Raw genomic sequence first — 24928 nt, forward strand, 5'->3', positions numbered from 1 at the left:
GCGCCGGCGTTATTCGCCGAACGCCGCGGCTCGCCGCAATCGCACGCGCGGACCACCGGGGAAACCGTGGTGCGTTCAGTCGGAATCGGCCTCGCGGTCGCCTCCACCGCCTTTGCCGGCTATATGATCTCCGACAATGAGCGCAGCCCGCAATTCGCCGGTATCGAGCATTTGTCTATCTACAGCCGGCCCGCGACTCTGGCGGCGCAGCGCGCGCAGATGCAGATCGCTCAGACGCAGCCGCAGACGCAATCGGAGTCTCGGCCTCAGCTGCAAGCGCAAGCGAAGGTCGACTATGCGCCGGTCGGCTCGATCGGCGAATCGCCGCAGACGCCGACGATCACGGGATTCCATCTGCTCGAGGTGCGCGGCGGCGCGGCGCTGCTGGAGACGCCGAACGCGATCGTGCGCGTATCGCCCGGCGACGTCGTCGCCGGATTGGGACGCATCACCGCCTTCGAGCGTCGCGGCGACAAATGGGTGCTGGTGACGCCGAGCGGAATCGTCGCTGGCAATTGAACGGGGAGCGCGGCGCTCGCTCTATCGTCGCGACGCGCCGCCGTGACGCAGCTTCTGCCACGGCGCGCGAGCGACAGCGGCGTCGATCTGCGCGTTGAACTCCGCGAGCAGGCGTTCCGCCTGACGCGCGCCGGACTTCTCGCGGCGATCGGGATGACAGAGCCAGGCGATGCGACGCCGCAGCGCGCGCAATTCGTGCAAGGAGCCTTCGGCGCGGCGCAGCTCGGCAAAAAACGCCTCCCGGTCGGGAAGGGGTTGGCTGCGCTCCGCATCGGCGCGCGGCGCCGGCGGCTCGGAGGAAGCGCCATAGACGCGCGAAGCCAGCGACGCGCGCTCCTTATCCGAGGACTTCGGCGTCGCCGTGTCGAGACGCGCGAACACCTCGAGGAGCGAGGCGAGCGACGGGTCGCTCTTGCGCTCGTCGGAGCGGGGCGTCTCCTCGAGCCGCGTCAAGATTGTCGCGAAATCGTCCATGGGCCTCATCCGCCGGTGTGACGGACTGAATCATGCCCAGGAAGGAATGAAAGATTGGTTCATGACGGAAGACGTCAGCCCTGCGCCGAGGCCTGCTGCAGACGATCCGCGACCTCGCGGAACGGGTCCATGCTGGGCGGCGATTGCGGCGACTGGCACACCGCCTCATATAATTTCGGCACGAGCAGCACCGACTGGTCGAGTTCCGGATCGCTTCCCTTCTGATAGCCGCCGAGCATGCGCAGATCGCGCGTATCCTCGAATCGCGACACCAGAGCGCGCAACTTCTGGATGAGATGCCGCTGCTCCGGTCGCCACGCGTGATGCGCGAGACGCGAGATCGAGGTCTTGAGATCGATGGCCGGATAGCGTCCCTGCTCGGCGATGGCGCGATCGAGCACGATGTGCCCGTCGAGCGTGCCGCGCACGCAATCGGCGATCGGATCATTGTGATTATCGCCGTCGACGAGCACCGAGAAGACGCCGGTGATCGTGCCCTTGCCTTCCTCGCCGGGTCCAGCGCGCTCCAGCAGGCGCGGAATATCGGCGAACACGCTCGGCGTGTAGCCATGCGCGACCGGCGGCTCGCCGGCGGCGAGCGCCACCTCGCGCGAGGCGTGGGCGAAGCGCGTCACCGAATCGACGATGAGCAGCACATTGCGGCCGCAGTCGCGGAAATATTCGGCGACGGTCGTCGCCGTCAGCGGCGCGAGGCGGCGCATCATCGGGCTTTCGTCGCCGGTCGCGACGATAGTGATGGAGTCGCGCGCATGCGCGCCCGCCAAAGCCTCCTCGAGGAACTCGCGCACCTCGCGTCCGCGTTCGCCGACGAGGCAGACGACCGCGAGATCGAAGCCCGGCGCGCGCGCCAGCATGCCGAGCAGAGTGGATTTGCCGACGCCGGAGCCGGCGAACACGCCGATGCGCTGACCCGCGCAGATCGGCGTGAAGCAATCGACCGCCTTGACGCCCGTGCGCACCGGCGTCGTCACGCGCGCCCGGCGCATCGCCAGCGGCGCGCTGGCGTCGACCTGCAGCGACGCGTCCCCGCGCGAAACGGCGCCGCGATCGTCGACCGGGCGGCCGAAAGCGTCGAGCACGCGGCCGATCCAATCGGGGTGCGGCGCGATCTCGATGGGGCCGGCGCGAAAGGCCGGCGTGTTGAGGCCGATGCGCGCGCGATCGTCGAAGCATTTGACGATCGCGCCGTCCTTCGCGACCTTCACCACCTGGCCGAGCCGCTCGTCTGTCGGCGCGCCGAAGCGCACGCATTCGCCGAGCTCGACGAAATCCGAAAGACCCAGGACGCGGCAATGCGAGGCGGCGACCTCGGTTACGAGGCCGGAAACGCGTGCGAGATCCTTGTTGCGCTGATGGCGCGAGACCGCCTCGCGCAGACGTTGGAGCGACGCCATCAGCCGCCGCCGATCGTGCGAATCGCGTCGCGTTGCGAGCTGTCGAGCAGATCATTCATCGAGCTGACGCTCTCGAAGGCGCGCGAGGCGGAGATGAGCTTCACCATCTCGCGAACCGGATTGACATTGGCGGTTTCGACGACGCCCTGCTCGACGCCGTTGCGCCCGAAGTCGAGAACCGCTGTCGCCGGCTTATCCGGGATGACGCTGGCGCCGGGGCCGCGCGACAGCTTGACGTCGCCGTCGATCATGAACAGGCCTATCGCGCCGATCTGGCGGCCGGCTTGGTTGATCATGCCGTCGCGCGAGATCATCGGCGGTCCGGCGGTCGGGTCGAGCACGACCGCGGAATTGCCGGCGTCGAGGATCGGATATCCGCCGACCGTCTGCAGATCGCCGGTTTCGGTCATCTTCATGCGGCCGTCGCGCGTGTATGCCACGCCATCCGGCGTGCGAATGGCGAAGAAGGCGCGCCGGACGACGGCGACGTCGAACGGATCGCCGGTGCGCTGCATGTCGCCGGCGACGCGGGAGACATAGTCGCGCCCCGCCGAGGCATAGGCGACCGCGTCGGCCCCCGTCTTCGTAACGACGCTCTCGAAGCTGACGCCATCGGCGCGATAGCCGGCGGTGGCGGCGTTGGCGATGTTGTTGGCGATCGTCTCCATGCGCTTGTCGATCGACAGCTGCGCGGAGAGCGAGACATAGAAGGCCGATTGCATGTTCGAAGCGATCCGTCGTGGCGCAGCCGCGGCGTGCGGCGCTTCCTTATGCTGCAAGCGCCGGCTTGTGTGAGGCTGAAAGCTCAATGTCAGCCTCGCGCAAGCGAATAAACCTAATTCCAAGCAAGTAGATTTCCCCTCGGGAGAGACCATCGTCATGGGATTCTTCGTCGGACTGATCATTACGATGGGATGCATGTTCGGTGGATTCGCCGCGCTCGGCGGACATCTCGTCGTGCTCTGGCAGCCTTGGGAGTTCGTGATCATCATGGGCTCTTCTCTCGGCACTTTCGTCATCGCCAATCCGACGAAGGTCATTATCGATTCCGGCAAGGCCATCGGCCAGGCGATCATGGGCAAGGGCCCCAAGCATCGCGATTATCTCGATGTGCTGGGGCTGCTGCACGCCTTGATGCGCGAATTGCGCAGCAAGCCGCGCAACGAGGTCGAGGCGCATGTCGACAATCCAGCCGAATCGAAAATCTTCACCGCCTTTCCGAAGGTTCTCGAGAACAAGGAGATGACGGCGTTCATCTGCGATTATTGCCGGCTGTTCATCATCGGCAATGTGCGCACCTTCGAGATCGAGGCGCTGATGGACGAGGAGATCGCGGCGATCCGCTATGACCGGCTGAAGCCCTATCACGCGCTGACCTCGGTCGGCGACGGCTTGCCGGCGCTCGGCATCGTCGCCGCGGTGCTCGGCGTCATCAAGGCGATGGGCGCGCTCGACCAGTCTCCGGAGCTGCTCGGCGGCCTCATCGGCGCCGCGATGGTGGGCACTTTCGCGGGGATTTTCGTCTCCTATGGCGTCATCACGCCGCTCGCCTTCAAGATCAAGGTGGCGCGCACCAAGGAGTGCCATCTCTACGTCATCATCAAGCAGACGCTGCTCGCCTTCATGAATGGCGGTATGCCGCAGGTGGCGGTGGAGCACGGCCGCAAGTCGATCCCGTCCTACGAGCGTCCGACCATCGACGAGGTCGAGAACGAGACCTTGTCGGGCGGCGCGGCGGAGGCTGCGTGAGATGACCGCCGGAGAGGTCGCCGAGGCGCCCGCGCGCGGGTCGAAGGGCAAGCGTCCCGCCGCGCCTGCGGCGCCGAAGAAGAAACGCGACGACGCGCCGGACGCGCCCGGCGTCGCGGTGAGAGAAAGGCTGCTCGCCGGCGGCGGGCTGTCGCCGGATCGTCTGCCGATGCTGCGCGTCGCGCTCGACGAGGCCGCTCTCGGCTTCGAGGAGATGCTGCGCAAGCTCGGCTTCGTGTCGCCGCAAGTGGCGGTGGAGAGCGTCGCGGCGACGCGCGCCGCCGAGGCGCAGAACGCGCTCGACGCTCTGGCCATCACCGCCACGTATGGCGGCGCCGAGCCCGATGCGCGCGTCACGCTCGGCGCCGAGCGCAAATTCGTCTTCGCCATGGTCGAGGGATTGTTCGGCGCCGACGGCTCCGAGCCGTTCTACGAGGAGGAGCGCGCGCTCACCAGCGTCGAGATCCGGCTCGCGCGGCTCGTGCTCGATCGTCTCGCCAAGGCGCTGCAGATCTCCTTCGCCTCGACGGCGGGCGCCGCTCTCGCGCTCGATCCCGTGGAGCCGAAGCCGGAGCCCGCGGGCGCCGCGCGGCGCAGCGGATCGGCCCTGATTTGTCGCTTTCGATTGACGGCCTTCGGCGCCGAGAGCGAGGCGCTCGTCACATTTCCGCAAGGCGTTCTCGATCCGCTGCGCGAGGCGCTCGCGGCCGACCCCGCGACGACGATACAGTCGGCCGATCCGCTGTGGGCGCAGCGGATGAAGGACCGCATCACGGCGACCGAGGTGTCGCTCACCGCGGTGATGGAGCGACGCGACCTGACGCTCGGCGACGTCGCACGCTTCGAGGTCGGTCAGATCGTCGAGCTGCCGGTCTCGCCGACCGGACTCATCGCGCTCGAATGCGAGGGGCAGACGCTGTTCTGGTGCGAGATCGGCCAGAAGGACGGCGCCTACACCATCCGCATCGCGGATTTCGTCGACAAGGAGCAGGAATTCATCGACGACATGCTCGGCGCATGAGAGCGCCGAAGCCCGTCTCGATGGCGCAGCCATCTGGGAGAAATCGAGCATGGAAGGCTCAAAGAGCGAGGAACTCGAGCGGCTGATCGGCGGTGGTCCGCGCATAGATGCGGGACTTGCGAGCGAGGAGCCGCGGGCGGGAATGGACGTCGATTCACGCAAGCTCGAATCGATCCTGCGCATTCCGGTCGTCATGCAGGTGATCGTCGGGTCGGTCACCATGCCGGTGTCGAATCTGATGAAGCTCGGGCGTGGGGCGATCGTGCCGCTCGATCAGAAGATCGGCGAGCCGGTCGACGTCGTGGTCAATGGTCGGTTGATCGCGCGCGGAGAGGTGGTGGTCGTCGAGGACGACAACACGCGCTTCGGCGTTTCGCTGACGGAAATCATCGAGCCGCGGAACGCCGAAAGGCGAGCGTGACGGCGGCGAAGGGCTGCGATGACGAGCGCAATGACCACAGAGCAAACACGCGTGCTCAACGGCCCCGAAAAGGTCGCCGCTCTGCTGCTGTCCGTCGATAAATTCGTCGCGCAGCGCGTGCTGAAGCATTTCGATCAGAGCGAGCTGCGGCAGATCACCAAATTCGCCGCGGGTCTCGGCTCCGTGCCGGCGAGCGCGATCGAGCCGCTGATCGAAGAGTTCATGAGCGAGCTCTCGAGCGGCGGCGGCGATCTGCGCGGCACCGTTGGAGAGGCCGAGCAGCTCATCACGGGAGTCGTGCCGCCGGATCAGGTGGCCGAGATCATGTCCGAGGTGCGCGGCAGCCCCAATGGGCTGGTGTGGGAGCGCGTCGGCGACGCGCCAGAAGGCGCCTTTACCGAATTCGTCGCCAAGGAACATCCGCAGACGGTGGCGCTGATGCTCTCGCGCATCGATCCGGCGCGCGCGGCGCGGACGCTCAACGCGGTGCCGCAGGCGCTGCGCGACGAGGTCGTGCGCCGCATGCTGGGGGCGCGCAATGTCGCCGATGAGACGTTGCGCCTGCTCGAATCCGTGCTGCAGGTCGAGCTCCTGCAGAACACAGAGCTCACCGCTTCGGCCGCCAAGAACGCCAAGCTCGCGTCGATCATCAACAAGATGGAGCGCGATCAGGCCGAGGGCGCGCTGCGCAGCCTCTCGGAGCGGCGTCCGCGCGACGCCGAGGCGCTCAAGAGCATGCTGTTCACCTTCGAGGACGTCACGCGCCTCAACGTTCGCGCCCGCATGATTTTGTTCGACACCGTGCCAACCGATCGCGTCGTGCTGGCGCTGCGCGGCGCCGAAGTGGATATTCGCGACTTCATCCTCGCCGCACTGTCCTCGCGCATGCGCCGCATGGTCGAGAGCGAGCTCGCGACCGGCTCGTCGCCGCCGCGGCGTGACATTCTCGAGGCTCGCCGCCTCATCGCCGACACGGTGCTGAAGCTCGCGGAGCAGGGCAAGATCGATCTCTCGAGCCCGGCGGAGGGCATCCCGGAGTGAGCGCGACCGCGCCATGAGCGAGTCGGAAGACGACGACTCTCGAACAGAAGAAGCGAGCGAGAAAAAAATTCTCGACGCGCTGGAGCAAGGCAAGACGCCTGTCGCGCGGGATGTCGCGGTCGCCGTCTTGTTCCTCGGATTTCTCCTCTGCGTCAGCTTCGTCATCGAGACGGTGGGGCCACGCCTCGCTCTTTCGATGGAGCTGATGCTCTCCAATGTCGGGCAATTCTCGCTGGCCAATGGCGCCGACGCGTTCATGCAGTCGCGCGCCGTCGCCGAGGAGATCGGCCGCTTCCTCGCGCCGATGCTGTCGATCTTCATGATCACCGGACTGCTCTCCGCGGCGATGCAGGGCGCGCCGCGCCTCGTCTTCAAGCGCATCGAGCCCGATCTCTCGCGCATCTCGCCGCAGCAGGGATTGAAGCGCATCTTCGGCGTCACTGGAGTGGTCGAGCTCGTGAAGTCGATCGCTAAGATCGCCGTCATCGGCGGCGCGGTCGTGTTCTCGCTCACCGTCGATCGCGACCTCATCATCGATGCGATGCGGATGGAGCCCGCGCATCTGCCGTCGCTGCTGCTGAAGCTGATCATTCGGCTCACCAGCGTCGTCTGCATACCGGTCGTGCTGATCGCGCTCGCCGATCTCGCATGGTCGAAATTCAAATGGCGGCGCGACATGCGCATGAGCCGACAGGAGATGAAGGAGGAGCACAAGCAGTCCGAAGGCGATCCTCTCGTCAAAGCCCGCATGCGCTCTCTGGCGCTCGAGCGCTCCCGCAAGCGTATGATGGCGCAGGTACCGCAGGCGACGATGGTGATCGCCAACCCGACTCATTACGCGATCGCGCTGCGCTATGTGCGTACGGAAGGCGGCGCGCCAACGGTCGTCGCCAAGGGAAAGGATCTCGTCGCCCTCAAGATAAGGGAGATCGCCGAGGCCCATGGCGTGCCGGTGCTCGAGCGTCCGGAGCTCGCACGCGCGATGTATAATCATGTCGAGGTCGACCAGATGATTCCCTCGGAGTTCTATCGCCCCGTCGCCGAGCTCATCCACTTCCTGCAGAGCACTCGCGGCTCATCCGCGCGTTGACGTTTTCGTCGTCCAGCCTGACGCAAGACCAAGCGCGTAGGACAAACGGACGAAGGATCATGTGAGGACCCATGGTCGAGCCTGTTTATCTCTTCGATCTCGTCGAGCGCCAGCGCAGCTATCTCTCCGCGCGGCAGGCGCTCGTCGCGCAGAACGTCGCCAACGCCAATTCTCCCGGCTATCGCGCCGTTGATCTCGCGCCTTTCACCAAGGTGCTGGATCAGAGCGGACTGCAGATGAGCGAGACGAACAGCCTGCATGTGCAGTCCGCCGCCTTCGATCCGCAAGCCGCGTCTCCGAAGGAGCGAACTGCTTGGGAGACGACCGTCTCGGGCAATTCGGTCAGCCTCGAGCAGGAGATGATCAAGGCCGGCGAGATTCGCGGCGCGTTCTCGATCGACACAAGCATTCTGAAGGCCTTCCACGGAATGTGGATGGCGACGTTGAAGGGATAGCGAGATGGACCCGCTGCAGGCCTCGATGAAGATCGCCGGCTCCGGCCTCTCGGCGCAATCGGCGCGTCTGCGTGTCGTCGCCGAGAACATGGCCAATGCGCAATCGGTCGCCAAGACCGCGGGCGGCGCGCCTTATTCGCGCAAGACGATCAGCTTTCAGAGCGAGGTCGACCGCGCGTCGGGCGCGTCGCTCGTGCAGGTCGGCCCCATCGGCGTCGACCGCGCGCCCTTCCGCGTCGAGCACGATCCGGGCAATCCGGCCGCCGACACCGACGGCTATGTGAAATACCCCAACGTCAATCTGATGACCGAGGTCGCGGATATGCGCGAGGCCAATCGCTCCTACGAGGCCAATGTGCAGGTGATGAAGCAGACGCGCGAGTTGTTCTCGATGACGATCGATCTTTTGAAGGGAAGCCAATGATTCCGCTCGCTACCGGCATCGTTTCCTCCGTCGCGGCCGACCTCGGCGTCTCGGCGCTCCAGGGGATCACGGGAAAATCCACGCTCACGCCGAAAGTCGACGGCCCCTCCTTTTCCGAGGTGCTCGGCCAGCTGACGACGGATGCGGTCGACACGCTGAAATCGAGCGAGGCGACGTCGATCGCCGCCGTGCAGGGCAAGGCCTCCGTGCAGCAGGTCGTCGATCAGGTGATGACGGCCGAGCGCACGTTGCAGACCGCGATCGCTGTGCGCGACAAGGCGGTCGGCGCCTATCAGGAAATCAGCCGAATGACGATTTGAAAAAGGACTCGTGAGATCATGAGAGCTCTTGCGATCGCCGCGACGGGCATGAACGCCCAGCAGCAGAATATCGAAGTCATCTCCAACAACATCGCCAACATCAACACCACCGCGTTCAAGCGCTCGCGCGCGGAGTTCACCGATCTCCTCTATCAGGCGGATCGTCTCCAGGGCGTCTCCAACCGCGGCCGCGACGCGACCGTTCCGGAAGGCGCGCAGACCGGCCTCGGCGTGCGCCTCACGGCCATCCGCAGCTTGCAGACGCAAGGCTCGCTCGCGCAGACCGGCAACCAGCTCGATCTGGCGCTCAACGGGCGCGGCTGGTTTCAGGTCACCGGGCCGGACAGCGAGATACTATACACGCGCTCGGGCTCCTTCAGCACCAACGCCAATGGGCAGCTGGTGACCGGCGACGGCTATCTGGTGAGCCCGACGATCATCATTCCCAACAATGCGGTCAGCGTCTCGGTCAGCCAGTCGGGCCTCGTGACGGCGGTCATCGGCGGTCAGACGAATCCACAGCAACTCGGTCAGCTGACCATCGCCAATTTCGCCAACGAGTCCGGCCTCGAGGCGCTGGGCGGCAATCTGTTCCGCCAAAATCAGGCCTCCGGGACGCCGGTCGTCGGCGTGCCGGGCGATCCCGGCTATGGCGTCATCAGCCAATATTATCTCGAGAGCTCGAATGTCGATTCGGTGAAGGAGCTCGTCAATCTGATCGCCGCGCAGCGCGCCTTCGAGCTCAACTCCAAGGTCATCAGCGCGGTCGACGAGATGGCCGGCACCGTCTCCAAGGGCATCAGATGAGACGCGCGCTCGCCTTTGTCATCGCCGCCTTCGTCGCCTGCCCGGTTGTGGCCGGCGCGCAGGAGCGGATGCTGCCGACGCCGCGCGTGGTCATCTATCCCGGCGAGGCGATACGCGACGACATGCTGGCCGAGCGCGCCTTCAACGGCGGCGCGGCGGGAGTGGTCGTCGAGACGCGGAGCGCGCTCATCGGCAAGGTCGCGCGCCGCACTTTGCTGCCCGACCGTCCGATTCCGGTCATGGCCGTCGATTCGCCGCGGATCGTCGCCGTCAATGCGCAGGTGAAGATCGTGTTCGAGGTGACGGGCCTGACGATCGTCGCCTATGGAGCGGCGCTGCAGGCGGGCGGCGTCGGCGATTTCATTCGCGTGCGCAATCAGGACAGTGGGCTCGTCGTCACCGGCCGCGTGCAGCCGGATGGCTCGATCAGGGTGAGCGAGGGATGATGCGCCGTCTCGTCGTCGCGGTCCTGCTCCTGCTCGGCTGCGCGCCGGCGCTCGCTTCCGTTCGCATCAAGGACATCGTCTCGGTGCGCGGGCTGAGGGAATATCAGCTCGTCGGCTATGGGCTGGTCGTCGGCCTGCAGGGCACGGGCGACACTTTGCGCAATACGCCGTTCACCGAGCAATCGGTTGCCTCCATGCTCAGCCGCATGGGCGTCAATGTGCCCAACACGCAGCTACGCACGCGCAATCTCGCCGCGGTGATGGTGACGGCCTCGCTGCCGCCCTTCGTCGGCTGGGGATCGTCGATCGACATCACGGTCTCGGCCATGGGCGACGCCTCCTCGCTGATGGGCGGAACCTTGATCCTCACGACGCTCACCGGCGTCGACGGCAATGTCTATGCGCTCGCGCAGGGGCCGATCGCCGTTTCCGGCTTCGCAGTGTCGGGACAGAATGAATCGCTGACGCATGGCGTCGCCACCGTGGGCCGCGTGCCCAATGGCGCGACCATCGAGCGTGAGGCGCCGCGGCCGTCGGGCGACAGCGGCGCGCTGGTGCTGGAGCTGCGCAATCCCGATTTTCAGACGGCGGTGCGCGTCGCCGATGCGATCAATGCGTTCACACGCGAGCGCTACGGCCAGCGTCTCGCGCGCGAGCGCGACAATCGCAGCGTCGCGGTGCGCGGCGCGCCGAACATGGGCGCGACGCGCCTGCTCGCGGAGATCGGCGAATTGCGCGTCGATCCGACGACGCCGGCGCGCGTTGTCATAGACGAGCGCACGGGAACCGTGGTCATCGGCCAGGATGTGCAGATATTGCCGGTGGCGGTGACGCAGGGCGGGCTCACCGTGCGCATCAACGAGACGCCGGAAGTGTCGCAGCCGGGGCCCTTCTCCAATGGGCAGACGACGGTGACCTCGCAGACGCGCATCACCGCGACCGAGCAGGTGGGGCAGGTCGGCACGCTCGAAGGGGCGACGTTGAAGACGCTGGTGCGCGGCCTCAATCAGATCGGCCTCAAGCCGACCGGCATCATCTCCATTCTCCAGGCGATCAAGACCGCGGGCGCGTTGCAGGCCGATCTCGTCATTCAATGACGAGACGGCGCAGCGCCCGGTTCGCGCGATGCGGAGGCGCCGCGCTTCCCCTGCCGCGCGAACCGGTTTAGAAACGCTCCTTCGCGAACCCGGTCGACCGGCCCGCGGAGCGAACGGAGGTTCGACTCGGCCGGAGACGTTTTTTTTGGAGTCTCCATGCGTCCGAGCAAACGCGCGCCAGACGAAATGCGTCCCGTCAGCTTCGAGAGAGGCGTCGCCCGCTATGCCGAGGGGTCGTGCCTCGTCAAATTCGGCAACACGCATGTTCTGTGCGCGGCCTCGCTCGAGGACAAGCCGCCGCCATGGCTGCGCGGCCAGGGGCGCGGCTGGGTGACCGCCGAATATGCGATGCTGCCGCGCGCGACGCATACGCGCACGCGCCGCGAGTCGAGCTCCGGCAAGCCGTCCGGCCGCACGCAGGAGATCCAGCGGCTGATCGGCCGCTCGCTGCGCGCGGTCACGCATCTGCCGGCGCTGGGCGAGCGGCAGGTGGTCGTCGACTGCGACGTTCTTCAGGCCGACGGCGGCACGCGCACCGCTGCGATCTCGGGCGCCTGGCTGGCGCTGCACGATTGCTTCCAATGGATGCGCTCGCGCTCGATCATCAAAGAGAATCCGCTGCGCGATCATGTCGCGGCTGTCTCCTGCGGCGTCTGCGACGCCGGACCGGTAATCGATCTCGATTATGGCGAGGATTCGACCGCCAAGACCGACGCCAATTTCGTCATCACCGGCGGAGGCGGTCTCGTCGAGGTGCAGTCGACGGCGGAGGCGGCGGTGTTTACCGAGGCGGATCTCTCCGCCATGCTGTCGCTGGCGCGCGCCGGGATCGGCAAGCTCATCGAGATGCAGAAGGCGGCGATCGCGTGAGCGCGCGCAAGATCGAGGGCCGTCTCGTCATCGCGACGCATAATCCGGGCAAGCTGTGGGAGCTGCGGCAATTGCTGGAGCCGCATGGCGTCGATGCGGTCTCGGCGGGCGAGCTCGGCGTGACCGAGCCGGAGGAGACGGAGACGAGCTTCGCCGGCAATGCGCTGCTGAAGGCGCGCGCCTCCTGCGCGGCGACGGGGCTGCCCGCCTTCGCCGACGATTCCGGGCTCTGCGTCGACGCGCTGGACGGCGCCCCTGGCGTCTATTCGGCGCGCTGGGGCGGCGACAATCGCGATTTCGCTGCAGCGATCCGTCGCGTCGAGCGCGAGCTCGCCGAGCGCGGCGCGACGGCTCCGTTTCCCGCCCATTTCGTCTGCGCGCTGGCGGTGGCCTGGCCGGACGGACATGTCGAGGAGTTCGAGGGGCGGGTCGACGGCGTGCTGGTTTTCCCGCCACGCGGGGAACAAGGCTTCGGCTATGACCCGATTTTTCTTCCCGACGGGCTCAGCCGCACCTTCGGCGAGATGATGTCGGCGGAAAAGCACGCTCTGCCTGGCGACGGCTCGCGCGCGCTCTCGCACCGCGCGCGCGCCTTCCAGGCGCTGGCGCGGGCGTGTCTCGTCTGAGCTGTCGCGAACTATCTCACCCCGAACTCGATACGGTTCTCCGCGCGCGCCGGCGAGCGCGCTTCGGCGTTGACGAGCCGGTCACGGCCGACGCCCATGCGGCCGAGATAATCGGCGACGGCTCGGGAGCGGCGCAGGGACAGGCGGCGGTTCTTCGCGGCTTTTCCGAGCGTGTCGGCGGCGCCCCTGATCTCGAGGGCCGCCTGCGGGCACTGCTTCAGCTGCTCGGCGAAACGGGTCAGCAGCTGTTGCGACTCACTGTCCAGCGCCGCGCTCGCTCGGGCGAAGCGGATGGCGCGGCCGTCGGCGAGCGTGGCGAGCGCGGCCATGCAAGCCGGCGGCTCGGCCGGCTCAGAAGCTTTTGGCTCGGGCTCCAGCGTCGCCGTCGACGGCAGGGTCGGATCGCGCGGCGGCGCCCACACCAGTGGCGCGCGAGCGGCGGGCGCGCCTGTTGAGGAGCTGCGCCGCTCCTGCGGGGCCGGAAGTGCGGCTTGCCGACGTTCCCATTCGGCGAGCGCCGCTCGATCCTGCGCGGCTCGCGCCGCCGCTTCCGCGAGGGCGCGCTCGCGCAGCGCCGCGGCCGGCGGCGACAGCGTGTCTACGGTCCAGACCGCGCGCACGCCCGCGGCGCGCTCGAGCCGCGCGGCGAGCGTCGCATGGCCGGGCGTTTCGCTCGGCAGCAGGACGTCCCGCCCGCTGACCTCGAAGCTCAGCGGATCGTCGCCGTCGCGCGCGAGCAGCGAGCCGAGGCGGTGGCGCAGGTCCGATTCGAGACTGCGCGCCGATTCGAGATTGGCGAGGGCGCAGGTGACGGCGAGCCCGCAGGCGCCGACGCGCCAGGTCAGCCGGTCGCGCGCGAGCGGCCCGAATATCGCCGCGACCGCGCCGAAGCCGGCGAGGCAGGCCGCGAGCAGCAGCAGGGCGCCGTCGAAATAGAGGGAGATGCGGCCGAGCGTCACCTGCGCCACGGCGAGGGCGAGGCAGAGCCAGATCGCGATCGTGTGATCGCCGCGGCGCAGCAGGCCGCCCGCGGCCGCGGGGCCGCGGCTGGCGAAGGCGACGAGTGCGCCGAGGAGAAAGGCGATCGCCGCGAACAAGCCATAATGGGTCAGGAGATCGATCATGCCTCGGGGAGCGCGTCGGCTGAGCTGCGGGGCGCGACGAAGGGCGGATCCGCCGCCGACGCGCTCGGGCAATTAACGTCGAATGAGCGGGTTTCAAGCGCGCAGCGCGGGCCCGGCCGCTGGCGAACCAGCGCGGCCGAACGGCGAATCGGCGCATTCGGGCGTCGCGCGAGGCGCGCCACTAGCGGATTATACTTAGTTGCGATTCCTCGAAGCCGCCTTGATCCGTGGTATGATTGGATATGGAATCGGCCCCGTTCGAATGGCCTGTTTCGACAATCAACGCGTTTCGACACCGAGGAATTTCCAACACCTCCATGAACCGACATTGCAGCGCTGCGAAGGTCGCCGTCGCGCCGACGGCCGCCGATCGCCCATCAACGACGCCGTCCGGAATCAAAGGGATCGACAATCTTTCCTGGGGCGCGCATCTTTGCCAATTCTACGCGGACGACGATGAGCTGCTCGAGGTGCTCGCGCCTTATTTCGCCGCGGGCCTCGCAGCCGGCGAGTTCTGCGTGTGGATCACCTCCGGGCGGATCGGCGTCTTGCGAGCGAAGGAGGCGCTGGAGGCGGCCGCGCCGGATCTGCCGCGGCGCATCGAGCGGGGACAGATCGAAATTCTCGATTATCGCGCCTGGTACAAGACCGCCGGTCGTTTCGACGCGAGCCGAGTGTGCCGCGCCTGGTCGGCTCGATATGCGCAGGCGCTGGCGCGCGGCTACGCGGGAATGCGCGTCTCGGGCGACACCTCCTGGGTGAGCGAGGACGAATGGGATGATTTCGTCCGCTATGAAGCGCAGGTCGATCCGCTGATCCATTCGTCGCGGATCATCGCGCTCTGCACCTATCCGCTCGCCGACCACGCCGCGACGAGGGCCTGCGACGTACTGGGCGCGCATGAGCTGACGCTGCTGCGGCGCGGCGGGCAATGGCGCGCGGTCGAGAGCTATGGACGCGGCCGGGCCCAGCAGGCCCTGCGCCAGAGCGAGGCGCGGCTCCGCGCGACGATCGAGAGCGCGACCGACGGCATCGTCACGGTCGATGAGGATGGCGTGGTGATCTCCGCCAATCCGGCCGCTGCGGCGATGTTCGGCTACGCCCTCGGCGATCTCGTCGGCGAGACGATCGACTCGCTGGTCGATCGCGGCCGCCGTGAGCGGCGGCCGCGCGACCTGCTGGCGATCGTGGATCGCGGCTATTTTCGCCGCCGCCGGGAATTGCGCGGGCGCCGCCGGGACGGCGCGATCGTGCCGATCGATTGCGCGGTCAGCGAGATCGGCTTCGCTCATCCGCGCCGACTGTTCGCCGTCTGCCTGCAGGATCTCAGCGAGCGTCGGCGCGCCGAAGCGCGCATCCGGCGCCTCGACAGCGACCGGCTGCTGGCGATGGGCGGAGTCGCGCGCACGCTGGCGCATGAGATCAACCAGCCCTTGACCGCGACAGCCGCTTATCTCAAGGCCGCCAAGCGCATGGTGGCGAAGGGGAGCGAGTGCCGCGCGAAGGAGGCCGAGGAGGCGCTGGACCGGGCCTGCGAGCAGGTGCTGCGGGCCGGCGACATCATCCGCCGCCTGCGTGAATGCATCGCGCATCGCGAGCCGGACAAGACCTGCGTGCGCCTGCATCGCCTGATCGCGGAGGTCTGCGAGCGCATGGCGCGCGGCGGGGACGTCGAGCTCGTCCTTCGGCTCGGCGCTCGCGACGATCTCGTCATCGCCGATGCGGAGCAGATCGAGCGGGTGATGACGAATCTGATCGGCAATGCGATCGAGGCGCTCCAAAAGGCGGAGCGGCGCCGGCTCTGCGTCTCGACCGCGGCCGTCGCCGCAAAGATGATCCGGATCGATGTCGCGGACAGCGGTCCGGGCCTCTCGGAGACGGCGAGCGCGCGCTTGTTCGAGCCATTCGAGAGCACCAAGCCGCGTGGCCTCGGCGTCGGCCTCTCGCTGTCGCGCTCGATTGTCGAGGCGCATTATGGGCGGATCTGGGCGGAGCCCAATGAGGGGGGTGGAACCGTCTTCAGCTTCACCCTGCCGCTGGCGGAGTGAAAACGGGCCTCCCTTACAGCGTGACCTTCTCGGCCCGTCATGGCATAAGGGTTTCATGGCTGCGACGATTCGAAACGCGTTCGACCCCGGCTTCGGCGTCTATGTGCATTGGCCGTTCTGCCTGTCGAAATGCCCCTATTGCGACTTCAACAGCCACGTCCGCAAGGGCGAGGTCGATGAAGATCGCTTCGTCGACGCCTTCCGCACGGAGTTGAGGCACAGGGCCGCGCTCGCGCCGGGACGCGAGACGCGTTCGGTGTTCTTCGGCGGCGGCACGCCCTCGCTGATGTCCGCCTCGACGGTCGAGGCCATATTGCGCGAGATCGGCGATTGCTGGCCGCTCGCACCGGATGTCGAGGTCACGCTCGAAGCCAATCCCACCAGCGTCGAGGCGTCGCGCTTCCGCAGCTTCAAGGCCGCCGGCGTCAATCGCGTCTCGCTCGGCGTGCAAGCGCTCAACGACATCGAGCTGCGCGCGCTCGGCCGCCAGCATACGGTGGCGGAGGCGCTGGCGGCGCTCGACGTCGCCAATAAGGTGTTCGAGCGCACCTCCTTCGATCTCATCTACGCCCGCCCGCAGCAGACTCCCGCCGCCTGGCGCAAGGAGCTGGAGCTGGCGCTCGCCCGCGTCACCGAGCATGTCTCGCTCTATCAGCTGACGATCGAGCCCGAGACCATGTTCGAGCGGATGTACGAGGCCGGCAAGCTCGAGGTTCCCGACACCGACACGCAACGCGCGCTGTGGGACGTGACCCAGGAGATGACGGCGCGCGCCGGACTGCCGGCCTATGAGGTCTCCAACCACGCCCGGCCGGGCGGCGAGTGCCGGCACAATCTCGTCTATTGGCGCTATGGGGAATATGCCGGCGTCGGTCCCGGCGCCCATGGCCGGCTGATCACGCCGCGCGGCCGCCGCGCTCAGGCGACCGAGCGCCATCCGGAAATGTGGCTCACCGTCGTCGAATCGGAGGGGCACGGCCTCGTCGAGGACGAACTGCTCTCCGCCGAGCAGGAGGGCGACGAGTTCCTGCTGATGGGCCTGCGCCTGCGCGAAGGCATCGACCCCGGCCGGTTCTTCGCGCTCACCGGCAAGAAGCTGTCGCAATCGCGGGTCTCGGAGCTGGTCGGCGACGGGCTCGTCGAGCTGACGCGCGACAATCGCCTGCGGGTCAGCTCCGAAGGCTTTCCGGTGCTCGACGCCGTGGTCGCCGATCTCGCCGCCTGAGGCGCTCCCTCCTCCCGCGCGCGGGAGAAGGAGCGCAGGGTCGAGAGTCGGCGAAAGATGCTAACGCGCGACGCGATATTCGTCGGAAAGGCCGCCGCGCCGCAGCGTGACGATCTTCTCGCCACCCCCGCGCGCGAGCCAGCGCGCATGGCAGATCTGCGGGCCGCATAGCACTTCGGGAAAGCGATAGAGCGGCTTGCCGGAGGCGACCTTGAGGCCGTAATTGGCGTCCGGCGTCCATCCCTCCGCCAGCAGCGAGCGGCGGAAGGCCGAATAGGGCGGCAGATCGGATTGGTCGGCGTCCTCCTGCGCGCGCGGCGCGTGAGGGGCGATAAGGCAGGCGAGGCCGATCAGCGCGGCGGCGGCGCGGAGCGCGGTCATTGATCTCTTCTCCCGTCGGTGGAGAGAGAATCATTAGCTCGGTCCGAGCCGCGTTCCCACAGCTTTTTGCGTCACCAGGGCAGGGAGCCGTCGCCACGTGCGAGCGCCTCGGCCTCGCGCGTGAAGGCGCCGTCCGCCTCGTGCAGCACGAGCGGCGCCAGCAGCGCCAGCGGCGCCTTGGAGCCTTTGACGCCGCGCAGCAGAATGCGGGTCGCCGGCTCTCCCGCGCGCGGGGCGACCGGCAGGATGCGCAAGCCGCCCAGCCTTGCGCCGAGTCCCGCGAGGCAGTCCGTTAGCGCGTCGGCGCGATGGATCAGCGCCAGCTCGCCGCCGGGCCGCAGCAGAGCGAGGCAGGCGCGCAGCCAGGGCTCGAGCCCGCCGGCGGCGACATGGGCGAGCGCCCGCCGCGGATCGGGCGAGACGCGCGAGCGGGCGGGATCGAGAAACGGCGGATTGGTGAGGACGAGATCGGCGGCCTCGTCGACGATCCCGGCGGCGCGGCGGGAGGCGGGCGAGAGGAGATCGGCTTCACAGAGCCGCACGCGCGTCGCGTCATTTTCGGCGATGTTGGCGCGGGCGAGCGCCGCCGCCTCGGGATCGATCTCGACCAGCGCGACCTCCGCCGTGGCCGCGCGCAGCGCCGCGGCGAGGCCGACGGCGCCGGTTCCGGCGCCCGCATCGATCACGAGGCCGCGGCGCTCGGCCGTGACGGCCGCGGCGAGCAGCACGGCGTCGGTTCCCGCCCGATGGCCGCGCGGCGTCTGCCGCAGGCGCAGCCGTCCCGCGAGAAAAAGGTCGTGCGTCGGCGCGGGCTGCTCCGAGCTCGGCGGAACGTTCGTCGCTCGGTGGACGTTCATCGGCTGCGAAAATGTCATAGCGCCGCCGGTCCGACAAGCGTCGGTCACATGCGAACGCAAACAGGGAGAACCCGATATGACATCCACCAGCGATATCGTTCGGCTCGTCGCCGCGGCGGCGGTTCTGTCCGGCGTTGCGGCGATCGGCGCGCCGACGCCGGCGGGCGCGCAGCCGGCGCGCGGGTTCTCCTGCGAGCAGCTCTGGCGGCAGCGCAACGCGATCTACGCGCGCGCCGGCCATTGCTTCACCACCGATCGCGGCCGCGCGACCTTCGGCGAAGGCTGCTCGCCGCCCTATGGCCGGCTGAGCGGCGCCGAGAGCCGCGAGGTGCAGCGCATTCGCCGGTTGGAGCGCGCGAACGGCTGCTGAGGGCGTCGGCCGCGGTCACGCCTACGCGCGCGTCGACGTCACGGTCTCCTATCGCCTGCCGACGGCTCGCGCTGCGGATGGGGGACGGCGCAGGCTGGGCCGGGCGGCCGCCCCCGCATTTTCCGCGGTCGGCCGTCCCGGACAGGGGCCGGCTTGCCGCACGCCTCGCAAAGCCTTAAGTTCCCGTCGCAATCTAAAGAAAGCAGGCGAGGGGGCTACGTGGGTATCGTCATTCCGCTGGAAGAAAGAGAAGAGAAAGCCGCCGGCCTCGACAGTCTGCTCGCGCTCATCGGCCCCGATCTGCAGCGCGTCAATCAGTTGATCCTGCAGCGCACCGGGTCGGATGTGACGACCATTCCCGAGGTCGCCAACCACCTCATATCGGCGGGCGGCAAGAGGCTGCGGCCGATGCTGGTGCTCGCCACCGCCGGCATGTGCGGCTATCGTGGCGACGGCCACATCAAATTCGCCGCCGGCATCGAGTTCATGCATACGGCCACTCTGCTGCATGACGATGTCGTCGACGAGAGCGACATGCGCCGCGGCAAGATCGCCGCGCGCATGCTGTGGGGCAATGAGACCTGCGTGCTGGTCGGCGACTTCCTGCTCGGCCACGCCTTCAAGATGATGGTGGAGCCCGGCGTGCTGCCCTGCCTCTCCGTCGTCTCGCAGGCGGCGGCGGTGATCGCCGAGGGCGAGATCCTGCAGCTCAATTCCGCCAAGGACACGCAGACGACCGAGGACGCCTATATGGCGGTGATCCGCTCCAAGACCGCGGAGCTGTTCGCCGCGGCGGCGGAGGTCGGGCCCATGCTCTCGGGCCGTCCCAAGGCCGACGAGGCGGCCTGCCGCTCCTATGGAATGAATCTCGGCATCGCCTTCCAGCTGATCGACGACGCGCTCGATTACGGGGGCCAGTCGGCCAAGCTCGGCAAGAATGTCGGCGACGACTTCCGCGAGGGCAAGATCACTCTGCCCGTCGTCCTCGCCTTCCGTCGCGGAAGCGAGAACGAGCGGGAGTTCTGGCGGCGCACCTTGGAGAAGGGCGAGATCGCCGACGGCGACGTCGAGACCGCCTGCGCCTTGATGAAGAAGCACGACGCGCTGAAGGACACGGTCGAGCGCGCGAGCCATTATGGCGCCATCGCCCGCGACGCTCTGGAGATTTTCCCGGCCTCGCCGTGGAAGTCCGCGCTGCTCGAGGTCGTCGACTTCTGCGTGCAGCGCGCTTATTAGAGCGCTTTCCGATCGTCGATCGATCAGAGTTTGCTCAAACACAGAGTGCTTGGAGCGCTCCTCGCGCTTGGCGAGGAGCGCCGCATTCAGCCGTCAGTGCGACTCGCTGCTGTCGTGGTCCGACGACTCCATGTCGTGCTCGCCATGTCCCCAGTGATGCATATGACCGCGCGCGATCTTGTGCAGCAGCAGGGAGAAGCGGCGCTTCTGCGATTCGTCGAGGCTGTCGTAGAGCGGCTTGGCGGCGTCGGCGAGCTTCTCCGCCTCCTGTGAACGGGCGGCCAGCGCCTTGGAGCGGAACTGCAGGCCCTCGATGACGCTGCGATGCTCCTGCATGTTCTTGAACTTCTCCTTCGCCTCGGCGAAGCGCGCGGCGCGCGATTTGCCGATGTCGCGCAGCGCGGTTTCGACCGCGGGCCAGTTCTTCTCCTGCGCGGGCGTCAGCTTCAAGCCGGCTTTCAACGCTGCGATCTTGGCGTCGAGGAAGGCCGCATGATCCTCGGCCGTCATTTCCTGATGGCCCATCCGCGGCTCGGCTGAGACGCTGGTCGCGAGGGACGGGACGGCGAGAGCGAGCGCAGTCGCCGTAATGAGAAGATAGTTTTTCATGTTTTGTCACCGGATTGTTGAGGAGACGCTGACAAATCTCGTTCACCTGCGCCAAAAATCAACTTAATGTTCGGTAATGTCCAAGCCGGAAACAGGGCATTCATAACATTTCTAAATTTTCAGGTCGCCGCTATTGTGACGCTCCTGTCTGCACGATCGCCACAAGACTTGTAATCGACATCTGGGAGTCGAAAATGAGCGCTTTCCGAGCCATTCGCATCGATAAGGACGAGGCCGGCTATCGCGCCGCCTATGCCGAGCTCGGCGAGGCCGATTTGATGGAGGGCGACGTCGACGTCGCCGTCACCCACAGCACGATCAACTATAAGGACGGGCTCGCCGTCACCGGCAAGGCGCCGGTGGTGCGCCGCTTCCCGATGATCCCAGGCGTCGATTTCGCCGGCCGCGTGACACGCTCGGCGCATCCTGATTTTCGCATCGGCGACACGGTGATCGCCGGCGGCTGCGGGCTCGGCGAGGTCCATCTCGGCGGCCTGGCCGAGCGCGCGCGCGTCAGCGGCCATTGGCTCGTGCCGCTGCCGGAGGGGCTCACCGCCGCGCAGGCGATGGCGATCGGCAGCGCCGGCTACACGTCGATGCTCTGCGTGCTGGCGCTGGAGCGCCACGGTCTGGAGCCGGCGAAGGGTCCGGTGGTGGTGACGGGCGCGGCCGGCGGGGTCGGCTCGGTCGCTGTGGCGCTGCTGGCGGGGCTCGGATGGCATGTCGTCGCATCGACTGGACGCCCCGAGGAAAACGCCTATCTGAAATCTCTGGGCGCCGCCGAGATCATCGATCGCGCCGAATTGTCGGCGCCGGGCAAGCCGCTGCAGAAGCAGCAGTTCGCCGCGGGCGTCGACACGGTCGGCTCGGTCACGCTCGCCAATGTTCTGGCCCGCACCATGTGGGACGGCGCGGTGGCGGCCTGCGGCAATGCGCAGGGCATGGAGCTGCCGGCGACGGTCGCGCCATTCATTCTGCGCGGCGTGTCGCTGATCGGCGTCGAAAGCGTGCGGCCCTGTATTCCTCTGCGCCGGAGAGCCTGGGAGCGTCTCGCGCGCGACCTCGACAAGGGAACGCTCGCGGCGATGACGGAGACGGCGCCCTTCGACGCGGCGCTGGAGCGGGCGCGATCGATCGTCAGCGGAAAGATTCGCGGCCGGCTGGTGATCGAAATCGGTTGAAAAACAACGAACGCGCATCACGGGGGAAATATGAGCGGAGCTTTCACGAAAGAGCAGGACGACGACGAGCTGCGCGAGGAGCTGCCGGATCGTCCGATCAGCCCGCACCGCAATCTGGTCACGCCCGAGGGGCTCGCGCAGATCGAGGCCGAGCTCGCGCGGCTGCAGTCCGAATTGGACGCCGCGCAGCAGGGCGACGACAAGCATGTGCTCGCCCGCGTGACGCGCGATCTGCGTTATTGGAACGCGCGCCGCGCCAGCGCCGAGCTGGTTCACGCCATCGCCGATGTGGGGCAGGTGCGCTTCGGTCACCGCGTCGTCGTCGAGGACGAGAAGGGTCAGCGCAGGAGCTATCGCCTCGTCGGCGAGGACGAGGCCGATCCGTCGAAGGGCCTCATCCCCTATGTCGCGCCTCTCGCCAAGGAGCTGCTGGGCAAGAGCGTCGGCGACAGCGCCGAGGTCGGACGCCACAGCGCGACGATCCTCGACATCGCCTGAACGCGGAAGCGAAGCAATCCATCAGCCGCGTGGCGGAAGCTGGATTGCGTCGCCCGCGCTCGCGCCGGCGTCGGGTCACGCCGCCTTCTTGACGGCGGGCTTGGCCTGCGGCTTCGCGGCAGGTTTCTCGGCGGCGGGCTTCTCGGCGGCGGCCGGCGCGGCGGCCTCCTTCGGCGCCTCGGGCTTGGCCTCCGGCTTCGGCTCCGCCTTGACGATGACCTTGGCGGCCTTCACGGTCGCTTTCGCCTCCGCCTTGGCCGGCGCCTTCGTCTCGGGCTTGGCTTTCGCCTCGGGCTCGGCTTCGGCCTTCACAGGCTTGGCCGGCGCGGCCCCCTTCTTCAGTCGCTTCTTGATCGACGCCCACAGGTCGCGCATCTCCTGCGCCGCGACGCCGTCGGGATGCAGCTCGCTGACCCCGAGACCGAGGCGCGCCGCCTCCTGATAGTCGACGCGCGAGGAGATGAGCGGCGTCAGCAGCGCGCCCATCTCCTGCAGAGTCGCGACACCCTGCTCGACGCGCGAGTTCTGCTGCGCCGGCGGGCATTGATTGAGCAGGAAGGCGTATTCTTTCTTCTTGTCCTTGATGCTCGCGCGGGTGAGCTCGCTCGCCCACAGATCGAAGACATTGGGACGCGCCGGGATGATGCAGAGATCGGCGGCGCGAATGGCGGCGTCGGAATTTTCCGAATCGGCGCCGGGCGCGTCGATGACCACCAGCGTCACGCCCTTCTTCTCGAGCGCGGCGAGCGCCTTGCCGAGCTTGGCGGGCGGCACATGCTCGACCGGCACGTCCGCGGCCTCGCGAGCCTGCGACCATTTGACCAATGATTGCAGCGGATCCAAATCAATGATGAAAACGCGTTCTCCCGCCCGACGGGCGGCGACGGCGATGCTGCTGGCGAGCGTGCTCTTTCCGGCTCCGCCCTTTTGCGTGACGAATGCGATGGTGCGCATGCGAGTTGACCTGTGTTGAAAGTTGGGCTCCTACGCAGCCGGGGACGCCACGCAACACAAGGGAGGATCGTGAAATATTAACGCTTCTTCTTAACCTGCGAAAGGTTAATCCCCAGTTAATCGCCTCCGACCATGGTTAAGGTTCCGCAAAGGGGCGGGGATACGAACGACCGCGGCGCCGCCCTTGCGGGCGGGCGGCGCAATTGCGCGAGGAGCTTATGATAGCGCCATGACCGATCTCTTTTCCGCCGCGCCGGGCCGCGACACGCCTCATCCGCTCGCCGATCGTCTGCGGCCGCGGCGCCTCGACGAGGTGGCCGGCCAGGAGCGCCTCGTCGGCCCCGACGGTGCGCTGACGCGAATGATTCGTTCCGGGTCGATCGGCTCGCTGATCTTCTGGGGGCCGCCCGGCACCGGCAAGACGACGGTGGCGCGCCTGCTCGCCCATGAGACCGATCTCGCCTTCGTTCAGATCTCCGCCATCTTCACCGGCGTCGCCGATTTGAAGAAGACCTTCGAGGCGGCGCGCGCGCGCCGCGCCGTGGGCCAGGGGACGCTGCTGTTCGTCGACGAGATTCATCGCTTCAATCGCGCCCAGCAGGATTCCTTCCTGCCGGTGATGGAGGATGGCGCGGTCACGCTGATCGGCGCGACGACGGAGAATCCCTCGTTCGAGCTCAACGCCGCGCTTCTCTCTCGCGCGCGCGTGCTGACGTTCGAGCGATTGGACGCCGCGGCGATCGAGAAGCTTTTGGCGCGCGCCGAGCAGACGGAGAATCGGCCGCTGCCGCTCGACGCCGAGGCGCGCGCAGCGCTGATCGCCATGGCCGACGGCGACGGGCGCGCCGCTCTGACGCTCGCCGAGGACATCTGGCGCGCGGCGGGGGAGGGGGAAGTCTTCGACCGCGCGCGGCTCGCCGAGGTCGTGCAGCGGCGCGCGCCGCTCTACGACAAGGCGCAGGAGGGGCATTACAATCTCATCAGCGCGCTGCACAAATGCGTGCGCGGCTCGGACCCGGACGCGGCGCTCTACTATTTCGCGCGCATGCTCGACGCGGGCGAGGACCCGCTGTTTTTGGCGCGGCGCATCGTGCGCATGGCGGTGGAGGATATCGGGCTCGCCGATCCGCAGGCGCTCGTCGTCGCCAACGCCGCCAAGGACGCCTATGATTTTCTCGGCAGCCCCGAGGGCGAACTGGCGCTGGCCCAGGCGGTGATCTATGTCGCCACTGCGCCCAAATCCAACGCCGGCTATGTGGCCTACAAGGCGGCGCGCCGCGTCGCCGCGGCGGCCGGCTCGCTCATGCCGCCCAAGGTCATTCTCAACGCCCCGACCAAATTGATGAAGGGCGAAGGCTATGGCGATGGCTACGCCTATGACCATGACGAGCCAGAGGCGTTTTCCGGCCAGGATTATTGGCCCGAGAAGCTCGGCCGCCAGACATTCTACCGGCCGGTGGAGCGCGGCTTCGAGCGTGAGATCGGCAAGCGGCTGGACTATTGGGAGCGCCTGCGCCGAGAGCGGCGGAAGCCTCGATGACAGATCACTCGAAAAAACGTGAGTAGATCGGAGGTTAGATTTTTGCCTCGTCTCTGTGCGGGGCGACCTGAGCGCCTGCGCTCGGTTATGGTGTGAATTCAAATCAATAATGTGAATATTCACTGTAGCA

Annotated in this window: 29 protein-coding genes; 21 read left to right on the forward strand and 8 right to left on the reverse strand. The window is 67.4% G+C overall.

Annotation, left to right across the window (positions count from 1 at the left end):
• Positions 1-69: 69 nt before the first annotated feature.
• On the forward strand, positions 70-519 hold the full coding sequence (locus tag CQW49_RS18760; RefSeq protein ID WP_244441277.1) for a hypothetical protein: 450 nt from the start codon (positions 70-72) through the stop codon (positions 517-519).
• 21 nt (positions 520-540) lie between these two features.
• Here CQW49_RS18760 and CQW49_RS18765 read toward each other — a convergent pair whose 3' ends face one another.
• The 3 genes from CQW49_RS18765 to flgF form a co-directional block, all read right to left on the reverse strand.
• A complete protein-coding gene (locus tag CQW49_RS18765) occupies positions 541-993 on the reverse strand; it encodes a hypothetical protein (RefSeq protein ID WP_003613376.1) in 453 nt (150 codons plus the stop codon).
• A gap of 74 nt (positions 994-1067) precedes the next feature.
• Complete coding sequence (fliI, locus tag CQW49_RS18770) at positions 1068-2408, reverse strand: flagellar protein export ATPase FliI (RefSeq protein WP_003613374.1); 1341 nt, start codon at positions 2406-2408, stop codon at positions 1068-1070.
• Entirely contained in the window at positions 2408-3130 is a 723-nt protein-coding gene (gene flgF, locus CQW49_RS18775) for a flagellar basal-body rod protein FlgF (RefSeq protein WP_003613371.1), read from the reverse strand. The genes fliI and flgF overlap by 1 nt, the downstream gene beginning before the upstream one ends.
• Before the next feature lie 157 nt (positions 3131-3287).
• Between flgF and motA the strand changes: the two genes are divergently transcribed.
• The 13 genes from motA (at position 3288) to rdgB (ending at position 12775) form a co-directional block, all read left to right on the forward strand.
• Positions 3288-4157 carry a flagellar motor stator protein MotA gene (gene motA, locus CQW49_RS18780; protein ID WP_003613370.1) on the forward strand — a complete coding sequence of 290 codons (870 nt, stop codon included), beginning with the start codon at positions 3288-3290 and terminating at the stop codon, positions 4155-4157.
• 1 nt (position 4158) lies between these two features.
• On the forward strand, positions 4159-5178 hold the full coding sequence (locus CQW49_RS18785) for a FliM/FliN family flagellar motor switch protein (RefSeq protein WP_003613368.1): 1020 nt from the start codon (positions 4159-4161) through the stop codon (positions 5176-5178).
• A gap of 142 nt (positions 5179-5320) precedes the next feature.
• A complete protein-coding gene (gene fliN / locus CQW49_RS18790) occupies positions 5321-5599 on the forward strand; it encodes a flagellar motor switch protein FliN (protein WP_051418860.1) in 279 nt (92 codons plus the stop codon).
• A gap of 30 nt (positions 5600-5629) precedes the next feature.
• Entirely contained in the window at positions 5630-6640 is a 1011-nt protein-coding gene (locus CQW49_RS18795) for a flagellar motor switch protein FliG (RefSeq protein WP_244441276.1), read from the forward strand.
• A 13-nt stretch (positions 6641-6653) separates the two neighbouring features.
• Complete coding sequence (gene flhB, locus CQW49_RS18800) at positions 6654-7730, forward strand: flagellar biosynthesis protein FlhB (protein WP_003613362.1); 1077 nt, start codon at positions 6654-6656, stop codon at positions 7728-7730.
• Between the two features lie 71 nt (positions 7731-7801).
• A complete protein-coding gene (flgB, locus tag CQW49_RS18805; RefSeq protein ID WP_003613361.1) occupies positions 7802-8185 on the forward strand; it encodes a flagellar biosynthesis protein FlgB in 384 nt (127 codons plus the stop codon).
• 4 nt (positions 8186-8189) lie between these two features.
• Positions 8190-8609 carry a flagellar basal body rod protein FlgC gene (gene flgC / locus CQW49_RS18810; protein WP_003613359.1) on the forward strand — a complete coding sequence of 140 codons (420 nt, stop codon included), beginning with the start codon at positions 8190-8192 and terminating at the stop codon, positions 8607-8609.
• Positions 8606-8929 (forward strand): flagellar hook-basal body complex protein FliE, encoded by a 324-nt coding sequence (gene fliE / locus CQW49_RS18815; protein WP_003613358.1) that lies wholly within the window; start codon positions 8606-8608, stop codon positions 8927-8929. Before flgC ends, fliE begins: the two co-directional genes overlap by 4 nt.
• Positions 8930-8947: 18 nt before the next feature.
• Positions 8948-9736, forward strand: coding sequence for a flagellar basal-body rod protein FlgG (gene flgG, locus CQW49_RS18820; protein ID WP_003613356.1), 789 nt, complete (start codon positions 8948-8950; stop codon positions 9734-9736).
• The gene (gene flgA, locus CQW49_RS18825; protein WP_003613354.1) at positions 9733-10182 is read left to right on the forward strand and encodes a flagellar basal body P-ring formation chaperone FlgA; all 450 of its coding nucleotides are present in this window, start codon (positions 9733-9735) and stop codon (positions 10180-10182) included. Before flgG ends, flgA begins: the two co-directional genes overlap by 4 nt.
• Positions 10179-11279 (forward strand): flagellar basal body P-ring protein FlgI, encoded by a 1101-nt coding sequence (locus tag CQW49_RS18830; protein WP_003613352.1) that lies wholly within the window; start codon positions 10179-10181, stop codon positions 11277-11279. Before flgA ends, CQW49_RS18830 begins: the two co-directional genes overlap by 4 nt.
• A gap of 156 nt (positions 11280-11435) precedes the next feature.
• A complete protein-coding gene (gene rph, locus CQW49_RS18835) occupies positions 11436-12149 on the forward strand; it encodes a ribonuclease PH (protein ID WP_003613350.1) in 714 nt (237 codons plus the stop codon).
• Positions 12146-12775, forward strand: coding sequence for an RdgB/HAM1 family non-canonical purine NTP pyrophosphatase (gene rdgB, locus CQW49_RS18840; protein ID WP_003613347.1), 630 nt, complete (start codon positions 12146-12148; stop codon positions 12773-12775). The genes rph and rdgB overlap by 4 nt, the downstream gene beginning before the upstream one ends.
• Positions 12776-12786: 11 nt before the next feature.
• Here rdgB and CQW49_RS18845 read toward each other — a convergent pair whose 3' ends face one another.
• Positions 12787-13899 (reverse strand): OmpA family protein, encoded by a 1113-nt coding sequence (locus CQW49_RS18845; RefSeq protein WP_003613345.1) that lies wholly within the window; start codon positions 13897-13899, stop codon positions 12787-12789.
• A 317-nt stretch (positions 13900-14216) separates the two neighbouring features.
• Here CQW49_RS18845 and CQW49_RS18855 point away from each other — a divergent pair, with 317 nt between their 5' ends.
• Both CQW49_RS18855 and hemW read left to right on the forward strand, forming a co-directional pair.
• A complete protein-coding gene (locus CQW49_RS18855) occupies positions 14217-15947 on the forward strand; it encodes an MEDS domain-containing protein (protein ID WP_003613343.1) in 1731 nt (576 codons plus the stop codon).
• 55 nt (positions 15948-16002) lie between these two features.
• Entirely contained in the window at positions 16003-17172 is a 1170-nt protein-coding gene (hemW, locus tag CQW49_RS18860; RefSeq protein WP_003613340.1) for a radical SAM family heme chaperone HemW, read from the forward strand.
• A 60-nt stretch (positions 17173-17232) separates the two neighbouring features.
• Here the strand turns inward: hemW and CQW49_RS18865 are convergent, their stop codons facing one another.
• A complete protein-coding gene (locus CQW49_RS18865; protein WP_003613339.1) occupies positions 17233-17553 on the reverse strand; it encodes a hypothetical protein in 321 nt (106 codons plus the stop codon).
• Positions 17554-17624: 71 nt separating this feature from the next.
• Entirely contained in the window at positions 17625-18428 is an 804-nt protein-coding gene (locus CQW49_RS18870; RefSeq protein WP_003613337.1) for a tRNA1(Val) (adenine(37)-N6)-methyltransferase, read from the reverse strand.
• Between the two features lie 58 nt (positions 18429-18486).
• Here CQW49_RS18870 and CQW49_RS18875 point away from each other — a divergent pair, with 58 nt between their 5' ends.
• Positions 18487-18780, forward strand: coding sequence for a YARHG domain-containing protein (locus tag CQW49_RS18875; protein WP_003613336.1), 294 nt, complete (start codon positions 18487-18489; stop codon positions 18778-18780).
• A 219-nt stretch (positions 18781-18999) separates the two neighbouring features.
• Positions 19000-20016 (forward strand): polyprenyl synthetase family protein, encoded by a 1017-nt coding sequence (locus tag CQW49_RS18880; protein WP_003613335.1) that lies wholly within the window; start codon positions 19000-19002, stop codon positions 20014-20016.
• 93 nt (positions 20017-20109) lie between these two features.
• Here CQW49_RS18880 and CQW49_RS18885 read toward each other — a convergent pair whose 3' ends face one another.
• Positions 20110-20625, reverse strand: a complete 516-nt coding sequence (locus CQW49_RS18885; RefSeq protein ID WP_003613333.1) for a Spy/CpxP family protein refolding chaperone — start codon at positions 20623-20625, stop codon at positions 20110-20112.
• A gap of 194 nt (positions 20626-20819) precedes the next feature.
• On the opposite strand from CQW49_RS18885, the gene acuI reads away from it, so the two are divergent.
• Together acuI and greA are read left to right on the forward strand one after the other, a co-directional pair.
• Positions 20820-21806 carry an acrylyl-CoA reductase (NADPH) gene (gene acuI / locus CQW49_RS18890; protein ID WP_003613332.1) on the forward strand — a complete coding sequence of 329 codons (987 nt, stop codon included), beginning with the start codon at positions 20820-20822 and terminating at the stop codon, positions 21804-21806.
• A 30-nt stretch (positions 21807-21836) separates the two neighbouring features.
• Entirely contained in the window at positions 21837-22304 is a 468-nt protein-coding gene (greA, locus tag CQW49_RS18895) for a transcription elongation factor GreA (RefSeq protein WP_003613329.1), read from the forward strand.
• 75 nt (positions 22305-22379) lie between these two features.
• Here greA and CQW49_RS18900 read toward each other — a convergent pair whose 3' ends face one another.
• Positions 22380-23258, reverse strand: coding sequence for a ParA family protein (locus CQW49_RS18900; RefSeq protein ID WP_003613328.1), 879 nt, complete (start codon positions 23256-23258; stop codon positions 22380-22382).
• Positions 23259-23487: 229 nt separating this feature from the next.
• On the opposite strand from CQW49_RS18900, the gene CQW49_RS18905 reads away from it, so the two are divergent.
• A complete protein-coding gene (locus CQW49_RS18905) occupies positions 23488-24798 on the forward strand; it encodes a replication-associated recombination protein A (protein WP_003613325.1) in 1311 nt (436 codons plus the stop codon).
• Positions 24799-24928 lie beyond the last annotated feature (130 nt).

This window comes from Methylosinus trichosporium OB3b (assembly GCF_002752655.1).
Classification (GTDB): domain Bacteria; phylum Pseudomonadota; class Alphaproteobacteria; order Rhizobiales; family Beijerinckiaceae; genus Methylosinus; species Methylosinus trichosporium.

Coding starts and splice junctions, on each gene's coding strand:
- hemW (WP_003613340.1), top strand. CDS start 16,003: ATGGCTGCGACGATTCGAAACGCGTTCGACCCCGGCTTCGGCGTCTAT.
- fliI (WP_003613374.1), bottom strand. CDS start 2,408: ATGGCGTCGCTCCAACGTCTGCGCGAGGCGGTCTCGCGCCATCAGCGC.
- CQW49_RS18765 (WP_003613376.1), bottom strand. CDS start 993: ATGGACGATTTCGCGACAATCTTGACGCGGCTCGAGGAGACGCCCCGC.
- fliN (WP_051418860.1), top strand. CDS start 5,321: ATGGACGTCGATTCACGCAAGCTCGAATCGATCCTGCGCATTCCGGTC.
- motA (WP_003613370.1), top strand. CDS start 3,288: ATGGGATTCTTCGTCGGACTGATCATTACGATGGGATGCATGTTCGGT.
- CQW49_RS18795 (WP_244441276.1), top strand. CDS start 5,630: ATGACCACAGAGCAAACACGCGTGCTCAACGGCCCCGAAAAGGTCGCC.
- CQW49_RS18830 (WP_003613352.1), top strand. CDS start 10,179: ATGATGCGCCGTCTCGTCGTCGCGGTCCTGCTCCTGCTCGGCTGCGCG.
- CQW49_RS18855 (WP_003613343.1), top strand. CDS start 14,217: ATGAACCGACATTGCAGCGCTGCGAAGGTCGCCGTCGCGCCGACGGCC.
- CQW49_RS18875 (WP_003613336.1), top strand. CDS start 18,487: ATGACATCCACCAGCGATATCGTTCGGCTCGTCGCCGCGGCGGCGGTT.
- CQW49_RS18905 (WP_003613325.1), top strand. CDS start 23,488: ATGACCGATCTCTTTTCCGCCGCGCCGGGCCGCGACACGCCTCATCCG.
- flgC (WP_003613359.1), top strand. CDS start 8,190: ATGGACCCGCTGCAGGCCTCGATGAAGATCGCCGGCTCCGGCCTCTCG.
- flgG (WP_003613356.1), top strand. CDS start 8,948: ATGAGAGCTCTTGCGATCGCCGCGACGGGCATGAACGCCCAGCAGCAG.
- CQW49_RS18865 (WP_003613339.1), bottom strand. CDS start 17,553: ATGACCGCGCTCCGCGCCGCCGCCGCGCTGATCGGCCTCGCCTGCCTT.
- CQW49_RS18870 (WP_003613337.1), bottom strand. CDS start 18,428: ATGACATTTTCGCAGCCGATGAACGTCCACCGAGCGACGAACGTTCCG.
- flgB (WP_003613361.1), top strand. CDS start 7,802: ATGGTCGAGCCTGTTTATCTCTTCGATCTCGTCGAGCGCCAGCGCAGC.
- flhB (WP_003613362.1), top strand. CDS start 6,654: ATGAGCGAGTCGGAAGACGACGACTCTCGAACAGAAGAAGCGAGCGAG.
- fliE (WP_003613358.1), top strand. CDS start 8,606: ATGATTCCGCTCGCTACCGGCATCGTTTCCTCCGTCGCGGCCGACCTC.
- CQW49_RS18845 (WP_003613345.1), bottom strand. CDS start 13,899: ATGATCGATCTCCTGACCCATTATGGCTTGTTCGCGGCGATCGCCTTT.
- greA (WP_003613329.1), top strand. CDS start 21,837: ATGAGCGGAGCTTTCACGAAAGAGCAGGACGACGACGAGCTGCGCGAG.
- CQW49_RS18900 (WP_003613328.1), bottom strand. CDS start 23,258: ATGCGCACCATCGCATTCGTCACGCAAAAGGGCGGAGCCGGAAAGAGC.
- CQW49_RS18885 (WP_003613333.1), bottom strand. CDS start 20,625: ATGAAAAACTATCTTCTCATTACGGCGACTGCGCTCGCTCTCGCCGTC.
- flgF (WP_003613371.1), bottom strand. CDS start 3,130: ATGCAATCGGCCTTCTATGTCTCGCTCTCCGCGCAGCTGTCGATCGAC.
- rph (WP_003613350.1), top strand. CDS start 11,436: ATGCGTCCGAGCAAACGCGCGCCAGACGAAATGCGTCCCGTCAGCTTC.
- flgA (WP_003613354.1), top strand. CDS start 9,733: ATGAGACGCGCGCTCGCCTTTGTCATCGCCGCCTTCGTCGCCTGCCCG.
- CQW49_RS18785 (WP_003613368.1), top strand. CDS start 4,159: ATGACCGCCGGAGAGGTCGCCGAGGCGCCCGCGCGCGGGTCGAAGGGC.
- acuI (WP_003613332.1), top strand. CDS start 20,820: ATGAGCGCTTTCCGAGCCATTCGCATCGATAAGGACGAGGCCGGCTAT.